This is a genomic window from Gordonia sp. Swx-4, from assembly GCF_030316175.1.
GTDB lineage: Bacteria > Actinomycetota > Actinomycetes > Mycobacteriales > Mycobacteriaceae > Gordonia > Gordonia alkanivorans.
Genome location: NZ_CP128197.1, coordinates 1,992,339 through 2,006,089, shown reverse-complemented (window position 1 = coordinate 2,006,089; position 13,751 = coordinate 1,992,339). Strand labels below are relative to the sequence as shown.

The 13,751-nt window shown below is 68.2% G+C and carries 9 protein-coding genes; 6 read left to right on the top strand and 3 right to left on the bottom strand.

Translation table 11 applies throughout. The features are described 5' to 3' along the window. Window positions 1-517 precede the first annotated feature (517 nt). Together PWF70_RS09205 and PWF70_RS09200 are read left to right on the top strand one after the other, a co-directional pair. Window positions 518-943, top strand: a complete 426-nt coding sequence (locus tag PWF70_RS09205) for an HIT family protein (protein ID WP_006357344.1) — start codon at window positions 518-520, stop codon at window positions 941-943. Next, entirely contained in the window at window positions 940-1,716 is a 777-nt protein-coding gene (locus tag PWF70_RS09200) for an SIR2 family NAD-dependent protein deacylase (RefSeq protein ID WP_006357343.1), read from the top strand. Before PWF70_RS09205 ends, PWF70_RS09200 begins: the two co-directional genes overlap by 4 nt. A 26-nt stretch (window positions 1,717-1,742) precedes the next feature. Here the strand turns inward: PWF70_RS09200 and PWF70_RS09195 are convergent, their stop codons facing one another. The 3 genes from PWF70_RS09195 to PWF70_RS09185 form a co-directional block, all read right to left on the bottom strand. Then, the gene (locus tag PWF70_RS09195) at window positions 1,743-5,897 is read right to left on the bottom strand and encodes a PDDEXK-like endonuclease domain-containing protein (RefSeq protein ID WP_042377734.1); all 4,155 of its coding nucleotides are present in this window, start codon (window positions 5,895-5,897) and stop codon (window positions 1,743-1,745) included. Window positions 5,898-6,025: 128 nt separating this feature from the next. Then, window positions 6,026-6,376, bottom strand: coding sequence for a rhodanese-like domain-containing protein (locus tag PWF70_RS09190; RefSeq protein WP_075863112.1), 351 nt, complete (start codon window positions 6,374-6,376; stop codon window positions 6,026-6,028). A 188-nt stretch (window positions 6,377-6,564) separates the two neighbouring features. Further along, window positions 6,565-8,352: a DEAD/DEAH box helicase gene (locus tag PWF70_RS09185; RefSeq protein WP_006357340.1), complete on the bottom strand. Its 1,788-nt coding sequence runs from the start codon at window positions 8,350-8,352 to the stop codon at window positions 6,565-6,567. Window positions 8,353-8,586: 234 nt separating this feature from the next. Between PWF70_RS09185 and PWF70_RS09180 the strand changes: the two genes are divergently transcribed. The 4 genes from PWF70_RS09180 (at window position 8,587) to PWF70_RS09165 (ending at window position 13,750) form a co-directional block, all read left to right on the top strand. Continuing rightward, window positions 8,587-10,374: an AMP-dependent synthetase/ligase gene (locus PWF70_RS09180; protein WP_006357339.1), complete on the top strand. Its 1,788-nt coding sequence runs from the start codon at window positions 8,587-8,589 to the stop codon at window positions 10,372-10,374. A gap of 171 nt (window positions 10,375-10,545) precedes the next feature. After that, a complete protein-coding gene (opgC, locus tag PWF70_RS09175) occupies window positions 10,546-11,694 on the top strand; it encodes an OpgC domain-containing protein (RefSeq protein WP_006357338.1) in 1,149 nt (382 codons plus the stop codon). After that, complete coding sequence (locus PWF70_RS09170; protein ID WP_006357337.1) at window positions 11,691-12,881, top strand: trans-sulfuration enzyme family protein; 1,191 nt, start codon at window positions 11,691-11,693, stop codon at window positions 12,879-12,881. The genes opgC and PWF70_RS09170 overlap by 4 nt, the downstream gene beginning before the upstream one ends. Window positions 12,882-12,934: 53 nt before the next feature. Next, on the top strand, window positions 12,935-13,750 hold the full coding sequence (locus PWF70_RS09165; protein ID WP_006357336.1) for a DUF1206 domain-containing protein: 816 nt from the start codon (window positions 12,935-12,937) through the stop codon (window positions 13,748-13,750). Window position 13,751: the final 1 nt, after the last annotated feature.

The following is a 13,751-nucleotide window of genomic DNA, read 5'->3' as shown; positions in this document are numbered from 1 at the left end:
TGCCGGCGCGCGCGCCGGCGGGTGTCTTGGGTGCAGGCGGGAGCGCCGGCGATTCCTCGTCGGTGAGAACGGGGGGTCGCCCACGACACCGGGGCATCGCAGGCGGAAACGAGAGCGGCAGCCCTGCCTGATTCGAACTACTTGGTACAACTGATGAACACGCCTGCCACACAAGGACATCGGCGCTCCCCGGCTCATGGAGGAGTCGCTTACGACGTGAACGTGACACCCATGATGACACACGAAAGTGAGGGATTCCTCATGTTTCCGGGTGACCTGCCGGTATACCCATCAGTAACCCCGCGGGTAACTTGAAAGACCATGTCAACAACCATCCGAAGGGTTGCAAAACATGCTGGCCAGACAACGTACCCGAGGGTATGTCGGCCGCCGAACGCGCGCTCGGTCAACCGTTATGAAACCGTGATGTGATGCGGACCACTTTCCGGTCCGACGGCGGGTCCGCGGCGTTCGCACGGTGCCCGGACGCGCTCCGCCCGTGCCCTAGAGTCGCCCCATGAGCAGTTGCATCTTCTGCGCCATCATCGCGGGCACGGCTCCGGGCCGGATCGTCTATTCCGACGACGACGTCGTCGGCTTCCTCGACATCCGACCGGTCACCCGCGGGCACACCTTGCTCGTCCCCCGAGTCCACTCATCCGGGCTCGACGACCTCGACCCGACACTCGGGGCGGCCCTCTTCGCCGCCGGACAACGCGTCGGATCGGCGCTGAAGGCCGGGCCGATGTCCGCGGACGGGGTCAACCTCGCCCTCAACGACGGCCGCGCCGCGTTCCAGACCGTCTTCCACACCCATCTGCACGTCGTGCCCCGCCACGCAGGCGACAAGCTCAGTTTCGCCAAGGGTCTGGTCGTGCGTCGCGATCCGGACCCCGACGAGACCGCCGACCTGGTGCGCGCCTCCCTCGAGGCCGCGGGATGACCGGGCCGACCATCCCCGAGGCCGTGATCGACCTCGTCCGAGACGCGGACTGGATCACCGTCTTCAGCGGGGCCGGCGTGTCGGCCGAGAGCGGGATCGCGACCTTCCGCGACGTGCAGACCGGACTGTGGGAGACATTCGATCCCGCCGAACTCGCCACCCCGGAGGCATGGGAACGCGACCCCGCACTGGTCTGGGGCTGGTACCGGTGGCGAGCCCGCGAGGTGCTCGCCGCCGAACCGAACACCGGACACCGAGCACTGGCCGAGCTCGGCGCCTCGCGCACCGTCATGGTCGTCACCCAGAACGTCGACGACCTGCACGAGCGTGCCGGAAGCGACGTGGTCAGCCACCTCCACGGCAGTCTCTTCGCGCCGCGCTGCTCGGTGTGCCACACCCCGTACGACGGTCCGGATGCGCGGCCGTCGGCAACCGATCCGGACACCGAGCACGTGGAGCCCCGGGTCACTCCGCCGACCTGTCCGAGGTGCGGCGGCGACGTCCGCCCCGGCGTCGTCTGGTTCGGGGAGTCGCTGCCGACCGACGACTGGCAGCGGGCCGATCAGGCGTTCCGCGCGAGCGAGGTGGTCATCGTCGTCGGCACCAGCGGAATCGTGTACCCGGCCGCATCACTCCCCGAACGCGCTGTCCGCGAGGGCATTCCGGTGATCGAGTTCAACCCTGCCGAGTCGTCGGTGACCGACTTCGCCACGCACAGCCTGCGGGTGTCGGCCGCCGAGGGCCTACCGGCTCTGCTCCGCGCGCTGGGCTGACGGTCCACTCGCCACTCCCCCGCGCGTCACTCCCCGGCGGTCAGGTCGATCGGCGTCCACGTCGGGGCGACCTCTGCGGCCGGACGTGCCGTGAGCGATCCGGGCTTGCAGCCACGCGCCTCGAGGGCCGCGGCGACCGCATCGATCACCCGATCCGGGTCGAGTTCGAACTCCGACTCCCGGACCCGGGCGAATTCCCAACCGCAGCGCCGCAATTCACGCTCGCGCTCGAGATCCGAGCGGGCCTGGCGTCCGGTCCCGGGGAACGCGTCGGGATCGCATTCGACGGCCATCCGGGCGTCGGCACCGAGGACCACCAGGTCGATGATCCGGTTGTTGACGGTGACCTTCGGGGTCACGTGGTAGCCCAGTGCCGCGAGACGGTTGAACACCCGCTGTTCGAGTAGGTTGTCGAACGGCTCGACGCGGAGGTCGTCGGGCACGTCGGTCGGCATCGGACTGATCGCGAGACCCTCGTTGGCGGTGAAGTAGGACAGCAGCGAGTACCGGATGTCGTTGTGCCGCAAGTCTTCTGGTCCGATCGAATGGAACAGCCAGACCTGGTCCATCGCGCGGGTGGCCGCGACGTTGATCCGTCGCTGCGATTCTGCGCGCGTCAGTGCCGAGATGGCCGTCGGATCGGAGACGACCATGGACAGGAAGATGACGCGGCGCTCGTCGCCCTGGAAGTCCGGCGGGGTGCCCACCCGGATACGACGGGTGCGCCACGCCTCGGCATCGAGCCCGTTGCGTAGGGCCCGTTCCAAGGCCTCCGCCTGTTTGGTGCCCTGCAGCGCGATCACGCCGAAGTCCCGGCCGTCGTAGGCCGGATCGGCCAGACAGTCGCGCAGCGCCCCGAGGATCGCCTCCACCTCGCCGTCGTTCACGAGGCCCGACCCGCTGCCGGTGGCCTCGCCGTCGACCGCAACCGTGCGCAACGGCTCGAGTCGGTCGGAGCCGTACTGCCGCACCGGGATCAGCGGCGCCTTGCCGTAGAACTGCCGCGACGAGAACTCGATGATCTCCGGCATCGACCGGAAGTGCTCGCGCAACCCGACGACGTTGCCGAACCTGCTGCGGAGCAGCGAGAACAGACTCGACCGCGGGGTGAGTCCGTCGCGGAGGTAGGTCGGTAGGTCCGGGAGCGCGGCGTCGAGTTCGGCGAAGGCGTCGTCGAGCGTGGTACCCGCCAGCCCCACTGGCGCACACTGCTTGTCGTCGCCCACGACGATGATCCGGGGCGCGAGCCACAGCAGGAAGGAACTGGTGATGTCCGCCTGTGACGCCTCGTCGACGATGACGACATCGAAGGAGTGCCGGCGCGGCGGGAGCGTCTCGGCGACCTGGTTGATCGACATGATCCAGGCCGGGATCGCGTTCTGCGCCACGGCCATCGCCTCACGCGCGGCACGCCGGAACCGGTTGGCGTGCTTGCCCGACCCCTTGCCGAGGTTGATCATGTGGTCGCGGTAGGACTGCAGCGCCTGGATCTCGCCGGTCGTGGTGCGCCCGAGCAACTCCCGCCAGGCACGCGCCGAGGCGAGACGGGTGGTCAGCTGCGCGACGTCGACCTCGATGGCATCGAGGTCGGCCGAGATCCGGGTTTCGGAATGCACGTCGCTGCGTTCGGACACCCACGTGTGGGCGTACCGCCACGCCCAGGCGGCAGCCATCTCCCGCGCGCGTTCGGACCAGATCGGATCGCGCGGCGTCGCCCAGATCGTCCGGACCAGTTCCGGAGCGCGGCTCTTGAGTCGCAGTTCGAGGAGATCGAGCGCGTTCTCCGCATTCGCCTGCTCCTGGGCCTTGAGGAAGGCTCGGCGGGCCGTGCGGATCCCGGCGGCGTCGGCGGTGCCGAGCGCGGCGAGTAGTGCATCACCTTCGGATGACGGGCCCTTGTCGAGTTCGGCGGCCAGCCCGTAGGTGCAGTCGGCCAGTTCCCGTTCGGCCAGGGCCGCGTCGTTGGCGGCGGCGATCGAACCCGCCTGCCCGGCCACCTCGGCGATCTCCGCGACGCTGCGGGGGCGCGGGCCACCGGGGCTGATCGCCTCGAGTTCGTGGACGAGATGATCGCGCCCGGTGACCAGACGCGAGATCCACGCGAGCTGCGCGTCCAGCCTGACGAGCCGATCGACCTGTGCGGACCGGGATCCGGAGGCATCGATCGGCACGTGGAGGTCGGCCAGGATGCGATGGACCTGGTGGACGGCGTCGACGACCGTCAGGTGGTCGGCCACCCTTCGCAACGACACCTCGTCCGTCGGGACCCGACCGTCGACGGTCGCCCGTACTTGCGACTCCTCGACCGCGCGCTGCTGCGGGGAGCGGCGCAGCCGGCCGCGCCATTGGCCACCCTCCGCCAGATGTTCGGCGGCTGCGTCGAACAGCGCCGCATCGCCCGGGCGGTCCCCCTCGACGAGAACCGTGTGGGCGCCCAGGTCGCGGTCGCGCCGGGCGGCCTCGGCGATCACCGGGGACAGGGTCGTCACGCGGGACCACAGGTGGGACGCGTTGCCGGCCAGCAGCCGATCGGCCATGTCGACCATCGGCGCCGGAAAGGACGCCACCTCGCCCGCGGCCACGCCCAGCTGTTCGCAGATCTCCTTGATGGTGAGAAGTCGTTCGCTGTCGACGCCGTCGAGAGACGGGAGCAGCGCTCCCGTGCCGCCGTGGGTTTCCTTTGGTCGGGCGGCGATCCGCGCGCAGATCGTGTCCATGTCGCCGGGCTCCGGCAGATGATCGGCGAGCTCGGGGAACCGCTGGGTGAGACGGCCGCGGTCGCCGCCGGTCACCTGGAGGAGTTCGACGAGCCGGGCGAACTCCGAGGAATCCAGGGGCGGGACCGCACCCTCGAGTCCCGGCGGCATCCAGTCGAAGCGCTCGGCGTCGCGCTTGACCTGCCGCACGATGTCCGCCGGGGTACCCCGATAGTCCCCCGCCACCCACTCGTGGACCTCGGTCTCGCCGGCGCGCAGATCCCACAGCTCGCGCATGAGCTGGTCGCGCTGGGTCAGGGCGTGGTCGCGGCGGGCCTCGAGGTCGGCGATCTCGGCGTCGGCGACGGACACCGAGAACGCGGCCTTGCGCGCGGCGAGGTTCTCGACCACCGACACGATCGTCTCGGCATGGTCCTGGGAGATGTCGGCGATGGACACCGTGAGTTCGCGCAGCGCGGGCGGGAGCATGTCGCGCAGCACGTGGAGCGCATGCGCCTTCTCGCTGACGACCAGCACGCGCTGCCCCTTGGCGAGCAGCGCGGACGTCACGTTCGCGATGGTGTGCGTCTTGCCCGTACCGGGCGGCCCCTCGACCACGACGCCGCTGTCGTGGCCCAGCCGCACGAGCACGTCGCGTTGCTCGACGTTCGAGGGCAGCGGGAAGAGCGCGTCGGCGATGAGACGTTCGGGTGAGAGCACGGCCGGCGCGTCGAGCGCGCCCAGCCGATCCTCGGCGTCGATCGGTTTGACCAGCTGGGCCAGGCCGACGGGCACGCTCGCATCCTCGTCGCGCAGGTCGTCGATGATCGCGTCGTAGAAGGCGAGCGAGTTCTCGACACCGCGGCGTCGCAGGACGATCGCCGGTCGCATGTCGAGCGAGAGGGTGGCGCGGTCGGCGTCGATCTCGATTTCCCCCAGCCACTCGCCCACGAGATCGGTGACCTTGCCGGCGACGACCGACGGCTGCTCGGCGAGTCGGGTCCGGGTCTTCATCGCGCCGGCGAGTTCGAGTCCGTCGACCGCGGCGAGCAGATGGGTGTCGTGCATGGTCGGCGCGGAGCCCGCGCCGAGGGACACGCGGATGGCGCCCGACTCGTCGCGGTCGGCGACCACTGCCTGTGTGAGGAGATGCTCGCGGACGAGAGGTTCGGAGCCGGCGTCGTCGTGGACGGTGACGAGGGCGTTGGCCAGGACGAGTTCGAGGGTCTCGGGGCTCTCGGTCAGCTCGTCGACGAGGCGGGCGACATCGGCGTGTGCGGTGTCGGCGGGATCGATCTCGACGACGACCTGCCCCGGCGCGGCCGACGCCCGCACCGAGATGGGCGTCGAGGCGCCCACCCAGACGTGGCCTGCGTGTTCGTCGATGTCCCGGACATCACCGGAGCGCGAGCGGACGACGTCCCTCAGGAACGCCATCAGCCGGGTGACCTGGTCTCGCAGTGTCTCGCGAGTGTCATCCTGCATCCGATGGGTTCCTCTCGTCGCCGGCGTTCCTACGCTATCAAGCCGCTGGTCAGGAAAGCGGAACTGCCGCACCGTATGTCAAGGAGACCACGTCGGCCGGTGAGCGGCGTCGCGCTCACGTGATGCGCTCAGGTGGAGGAACGCAGTGCTCGGTAACCACCGTCGACGTAGCGGACGTTGGTGTAGCCGAGGCCCGCGATCTGCTCGGCGATCCGCGGTGCCTCCGAACTCACCGACACCACGGCGATCTCGGTGTCGCGCGCGATCTTCCTGGGCTGCTCGGCGTCGCGGATGACGGGGAAGGTGCCGGTCGGGGTGGGACTCAGGAGGTTCGGTAGCTCACTGGGTTCGACCACGTAGGCGCCCGGAAGGCTGCCCTGGTGGCGCACCACCTGCGGGCGGGCATCCACCATGACCGCGTTTCCGGCGCGGCTGTGGTCGATTGCTTCTGCTGCTGAAATCGCACTCACCAAGGACACTGGTGACTCACCAATCCTGTGCTCACTCGTAATTTTCGTGCCCCTCGGTCGGCGGATACCCGCACGCACGAAATGGACACCTTGAAGACCCCCGTCTCCAAGGTTACGGAATGATCTCGGTTTGACAAGTTCCGTCACCACATTGCGGCACGCACGGCGAGCGAAACCGACTCAGGTCGATACGGCGATCAGGACCGGCGACCGCGTCCGGCGACCCGCGGCGAAGGCCGCTTGCCGCCGAAGTTGTCGCGACGACCGTCGCGGCCACCCTGCGGCCCGCCACGCTTGCCCCCGCGACCCCGCGGCGCACCCATGTCCTTGCGGATGTCGATCGGGTTCTTCCCGATCTTGGTGTGGCGGAGCTGGGACAGCGTCTCGTTGTCGAGATCGTCGGGCAACTCGACGAGGCTGAAGTCGTCGCGGATGCTGATGTTGCCGAAGTCCGCGCGGGTGAGACCGCCCTCGTTGGCGATCGCACCGACGATCGCTCCCGGGGAGACCTTGTGCTTGCGGCCGACCGCGATGCGATAGGTGGCGAAGCTCGCGCCGGGACGACGCGGGGTGCGCTCCCGCTGTTCACGGTTCGCCCGCTTCTCCGACTCCGGCGGATCCGGGGTCAGCAGGAACCCGCCGTCGCGCGTCTCGAGGGCCAGCGCGGCGGCGATGTCGGCCATGGCCACATCGTTGTCGCGGGCGTAGTTCTCGATGAGTCCGCGGAACAGGTCCAGGTTGTCCGAGGACAGGTTCTGGGTGATCGACTCGCCGAACTTCGCGACACGCTGCGCGTTCACGTCGTCGACGCTGGGCAGCCCGATCTCGGTGAGCTCCTGGCGCGTCGCCCGCTCGATCGCCCGTAGCAGGTGGCGCTCACGCGGCGAGACGAACAGCAGCGCGTTGCCCGAACGGCCGGCGCGGCCGGTGCGTCCGATCCGGTGCACGTACGACTCGGTGTCGTGCGGGATGTCGTAGTTGACGACATGCGAGATGCGGTCGACGTCGAGGCCGCGGGCGGCCACGTCGGTTGCCACGAGGATGTCGATCGAGCCGTTCTTGAGCTGGTTGATGGTCCGCTCACGCTGTGCCTGCGCGAGGTCACCGTTGATGGCGACCGCGGAGAGTCCGCGTGAACGGAGCTTCTCCGCGAGTTCCTCGGTCGCCTGCTTGGTACGGACGAACACGATCATCGCGTCGAATTCCTCGACCTCGAGGAATCGGGTCAGCGCGTCGAGTTTGCGCTGGTGGGACACCTGCAGATAGCGCTGTGTGATGTTCTGCGCGGTCGCCGTCTTGGACTTGACCGTGATCTCTTGCGGTGACTTCAGGTAGCGCTGGGCGAGCCGGCGGATCGAGCTGGGCATGGTCGCGGAGAACAGCGCGACCTGCTTGGTGTCCGGAGTCTCGGCGAGGATGCGTTCGACGTCCTCGGCGAAGCCCATCGTGAGCATCTCGTCGGCCTCGTCGAGCACGAGGAACTCGAGTCCGGAGATGTCGAGGGTCTTCTTGTCGAGGTGGTCGATCACTCGACCGGGCGTACCCACGATCACCTGAGCACCGCGGCGCAGACCCGCGAGCTGCACACCGTAGGACTGTCCGCCGTAGATCGGCAGGACCTTGACCTCGGGCATGTGCGCGGAGTAGCGGCCGAAGGCCTCCGACACCTGCAGGGCGAGCTCACGCGTCGGTGCGAGGATCAGCGCCTGCGGTGTGCGCGCAGAGGTGTCGAGCCTGGAGAGGATCGGGATCGCGAAGGCCGCGGTCTTGCCGGTACCGGTCTGCGCGAGGCCGACGACGTCGCGGCCGGCCATCAGCGGCGGGATCGTGGCGGCCTGGATCGGCGAGGGGGTTTCGTAGCCGACGTCGGTGATCGCGGCACGGACTCGTGACTCGATCTCCAGGTCGTCGAAAGAATCGCCGGGGATGTCTTGTGCAGGGGTGTCAGCCGGCGCGCCGTGCTCGCCTTGTTCGGAAGTACTCATGCGCGGGTCTCATTCATCGCACTCAACTGTAATCGCCCGACCCCGGAAAGTAGGCATCGTGCCATGACCGCGTCACAACTGGCAGCTGAACTGGTAATACAGCACTACGATGAGCGCGTGTGATGCATCACACGAATACTGGTACTGTCAGTGCCACTCAAATGGCGTCGTCCCCGGTCACCGGGTAGTCGGCGCCGGATATGTCCAGATCAGCAAGTCCGTCTCAGGAGTGCCATGCAGCAGCAGTACGCCACCCCGTCCGATCTCACGATCGACGACAAGGCGAACCTCGTCGACTCGATCCTCAAGTATCGGACCGAGCGACCCACGATGCCTCTTTTCCGCAAGCGCTCCCACAATCAGTGGATCAACGTCACGGCGAAGCACTTCGCGGACGAGGTCGACGCGGTGGCCAAGGGACTCATCGCCTCGGGCGTGGAGCCCGGGGACCGCGTGGCGATCCTGGCGTCGACGCGGTACGAGTGGACCGTCCTCGACTACGCCATCTGGCGTGCAGGGGCATGCACCGTCGCCATCTACGAGACCTCGGCCCCCGACCAGGTGCAGTGGATCCTCGAGGATTCGGCGGCCAAGCTCCTCATCGTCGAGAACCACGAGCACTACACCAAGCACATCCGGGTGATCGACGAGACGCCGACGCTCAAGGAGACCCTGGTCATCGATGACCACGCATTCCCGACGCTGACCAAGCGCGGCGCGACCGTCGCCGACGACGAGCTCGATCGCCGCCATGCGAACTCGCTGTCCACCGATGCCGCGACCCTGATCTACACCTCGGGAACCACCGGCCGCCCGAAGGGTGTCCTGCTCACCCACGCCAACTTCATGGCCGAGTGTGCCGCCACCCGCGATGCGGTCGGCGCCGGCCTGGCCGAGGGCAAGACCACCCTCCTGTTCCTGCCGCTCGCGCACGTCTTGGCGCGCATCATCGCGGTGGCCAGCGTGGAGAACGGGGTCATCCTGGGTCACACCAACGACATCACGAACCTCGTCAACGACTTCGCGGTGTTCAAGCCGCACTACGTGCTGTCGGTGCCGCGCGTGTTCGAGAAGGTCTACAACTCGGCCAAGCAGAAGGCCTACGACGGCGGCAAGGGCTCGATCTTCGAGAAGGCCACCGATACCGCCATCGAGTACAGCAAGGCCATGGAGAGCGGCAAGGTCGGCCTCGGTCTGAAGCTCCGCCACGCGCTGTTCGACAAGCTGGTCTACGGCAAGCTCCGCGCCGCCCTCGGCGGGCAGTGTGAGGGTGCGATCTCCGGCGGAGCCCCGCTCGGCGCCCGGCTCGGCCACTTCTTCCGCGGTGTCGGCATCCCCGTCTACGAGGGTTACGGCCTGTCGGAGACCACCGCGGCGGTCACCGCCAACAACGAGGAGAACCAGAAGGTCGGTTCGGTCGGACGCCCCGTTCCCGGTGTGACCGTCGCGATCGCCGACGACGGCGAGATCCTGCTCAAGGGACCCGTGGTCTTCAGCGGCTACTGGCGCAACGAGGCCGCGACCGCGGATGCGATCCGCGACGGCTGGTTCCACACCGGTGACATCGGCACCCTCGACGACGGCTACCTCTTCATCACCGGCCGCAAGAAGGAACTGATCGTGACCGCGGGCGGCAAGAACGTCTCCCCCGCTCAGCTCGAGGACTCGATCCGCGCCCATCCGATGGTCAGCCAGTGCCTGGTGGTCGGCGACAACAAGCCGTTCATCGCCGCGCTGATCACCATCGACCCCGAGGCCGTGCCGGGCTGGCTGGAGCGTCACAACCTGCCCGCCGACACCCCGCTCTCGGAGCTGATCGAGAACGAGGATCTCAAGGCCGAGATCGACGCGGCGGTCAAGGAGGCCAACTCGAAGGTCTCCAACGCCGAGGCGATCAAGAAGTTCACCATCCTCGACACCGACTTCTCGATCGAGACCGGTGAGCTGACGCCGACGCTGAAGCTCAAGCGCAACGTCATCCACGACGCGCACAAGCAGGCGATCGCCGACCTCTACACATAGAAGCGCCGCCTCGAGGCGATTCAGGTCACGACTCACCGCGGCCCGGGATGACTCCGGGTCGCGGTGAGTTCTATCTTCAGATCAATGTCTTCACACACAGGGTCTGGGAACCGAGTGTCGGGAAACCGAGATCTCGCCATCGACGCCACGCGAGGAGTGGCGATCTGGAGCATGGTCACCGCACACTTCGCCACCGATTCCCCGTTGGCCTCGCCCACACACGCCTTTCCGTACGTGGACGGGATGTCGGCGTTCGTCATGCTCTCGGGCATCGTGCTGGGCCTCGTGTACCAGCGCTGGGTCACCCGTCACGGGCTGCGGTACGCCTACGTCCGCCTGGCCAAGCGCATCGCGGTCCTCTACGTCTGTCAGCTGACGATCGCGCTCGTCGCCGTCGCGGCCGCGCTCGAGGGCCACCGCTGGCTGACGCTCCTGCTCCCGGTCGACGGCTGGGCCGACGGGATCTGGCTGTCGGTCACGATGCAGTACCTGCCGAGCGGCGGGAACATCCTGCTCCTCTACATGGTGCTGATGATGTCCGCGTTCGCCCTGTTCCCGCTTCTGCAGCGCGGCTGGTGGGCGTGGATCCTCGCCGCGTCGCTGACGTTGTACGCGGTTTCGCTGGTCTGGTCGCCCGACTGGTTCTACCTCAGCGCCTACCAGGCGGCCCCGCACATCCAGAACGTCGCGGGATGGCAGATCATGTTCATCCCGTCGGTGGTCATCGGCTGGAACTGGTCGCGATGGAGTGTCCCCGAGTTCGTCGACCGCTGGCTCGTCGTCATCGTCGCCGTGGCGGTGACGGTCGCACTGTTCTTCCACTACGGCATCGCCGCCGGCCCGTGGGCGCACCTCGAACCCGCCTTCGCCGACAAGCTGGACTTCCGGCCCGCGCGTGCCATCGGCGCCTACCTGGTGATCCCCGCCCTCTACGGGATGTTCCGCTTGTTGCTGCGCTGGTGGCATCACGACTGGCTGCGCCCGCTGGTCATGACCGGCACCCGAAGCCTCGACTCCTACGTCATCCAGGCGATCGCGCTGGTCATCGTCCCGATTCACATCGCGCACCGGCCGTGGGACACGCTCACGATGCAGGCCGTCGCGCTGCTGGTTTTCGGCATCTGCTGGGTGTGGGCGGAGTTCCGGTACTTCACGCACATCGACAAGCTGCACAAGGTCCCTGGACGGGTCGCCCGAGGTGTCCTGCCAGGCCGCGACAACACCGCGCCGGGGTTCGGCGACGGGTCCGCTCTCGACGTCGACGTCGAACCCGGTGTGCCGACCGGCGAGCAGCCGCAACCGATAGGAGCCCGCGCATGACCGGAGAAGTGCAGCCCGGGGAGATGACACGCAGCGTGCACGCCGGGAACGACTCGTCGGGTCCGTCGGTGCGCACGCCCATCACGATGGCGAACTCGTATCACCTGCCGCCCGAGCCGGAACAGATCAGCTGGTCGGGTACCGAGCAGCTCTTCTACACCCGCAACACCGGCGCCAACCAGGTTGCCCTGCAGGACAAGCTCGCCGCGCTCGAGGAGGCCGAGGACGCGGTCGTCCTGGCCTCCGGTGTCGCCGCGCTGCACGCGGTCTTCTTCACCTTCCTCTCCACCGGCGACCACGTCGTCGTCTCGGACACCACCTACGAGGCGACGTGGAAGCTGTGGGCGGAGCTGTTGCCGAAGAAGTACGGAATCGAGGCGACCTTCGTCGACATCACCGACCCCGAGAACGTCCGCGCGGCGCTGCGTCCCGACACGCGACTCGTGGCCGTCGAGACGATCGCGAATCCGACGACCAAGGTCGGGGACATCGCGGCGCTGGCCGACATCGCCCACACCGCCGACGCCCTGCTGCTCGTCGACTCGACCTTCACCCCGCCGCCGCTGTACCGGCCACTCGGCGACGGCGCCGACCTCGTCGTGCATTCGCTGACCAAGTACATCAACGGTCACGGTGACGCGATGGGCGGCGCGGTGCTCGGCCGCTCCGACCTGATCGGCCGCATCAAGGAGCAGGCGATGGTCGACGTCGGCGGCGTGATCTCACCGTTCAACGCGTGGCTGATCGCCCGTGGTGCCATCACCCTGCCGCTGCGGCTCGCCCAGCACCAGCGCACCGCCGAACGCGTCGCCACCTTCCTCGACGGGGATCCGCGTGTCGCCTTCGTGCGCTACCCCGGCCTCGCCTCCCATCCCGAGCACGACTTGGCGGTTCACCAGTTCGGCGGACGCGGGTTCGGCGCGATGATGGCGTTCGCCGTGCGCGGGGACTCGGCGACCCAGAACCGTTTCGTCGGGGCGCTGCAGGTGATCACGTCGGCGGTGTCGCTCGGCCACGACGAGTCGCTGATCGTCCACGTCGGACCCGACGGCCCGCGGGTGGCGGCATATCCGGAACCGTTCCGGCAGTGGGGCCATCTCCGTTTCTCCGTCGGCCTGGAGGACGCCGATGACCTGATCGCCGACATCTCCCGGGCTCTCGACGCAACGTTCCCGGACGGCGACTGAGCGCGCGTATCGTTCGAAACGTCGGCGCTCACCGCCGACGGGAGGCGGCGAGGATGTCAGGCAACCAGGTAACCGGCGCGGTCGATCGCGCCACCGACAGTCCGTGGTTCCAGCGCGGGGCACGCGCCGGGCACGCCGTCAGCGGACTCGTCCACCTGCTCATCGCGTACATCGTCGTTCGGCTCGCCTTCGGCGAGGGCGGAAACGCCGACCAGTCCGGGGCCCTGGGCATCTTCGCCGGGAACACCGGGGGCCGCATCGTGCTCTGGATCGCGGCCGTCGCCTTCGTGGCACTCGCCCTGTGGCGAGTCGCCGAGGCCATCGTCGGCCCGCACGCCACCGAACCCGGCCGGGACAACGACGGCGCAGAGGACTGGCTCGACCGCGGTAAGGCATTGTCGCTGGCCGTCGTCTACGCCGGATTCGCCTGGACGGCAGTGCGATTCGCGATGGGCAGCGGCCAGTCGAGTGGCCAGCAGAATACCGGACTCACCGCTCGTCTGATGGAATCCGGTGCCGGCAAGTTCGTCGTGGTGGTCGCCGGCCTGATCATCATCGGCGTCGGTGTCTACCACGTGTACAAGGGTGCGAGCCGGAACTTCCTCGACGACCTCAAGACCCACGACCGCGCGGCGACCATCGCCGGGGTGGTCGGTTACTGCGGCAAGGGCCTCGTGCTCGTCGGCACCGGCATCCTGGTTCTCGTCGCGGTGGCCACCTCGGACCCGTCGAAGGCGAGCGGGATCGACGGCACGGTCAAGTCCCTGGCCGCCCTCCCCGCGGGGCAGGTGCTGATGATCCTGGCCGCGATAGGTATCGCCGGCTACGGCGTGTATTGCTACTGGCTCACCCGGTACGCACGGATGTGAC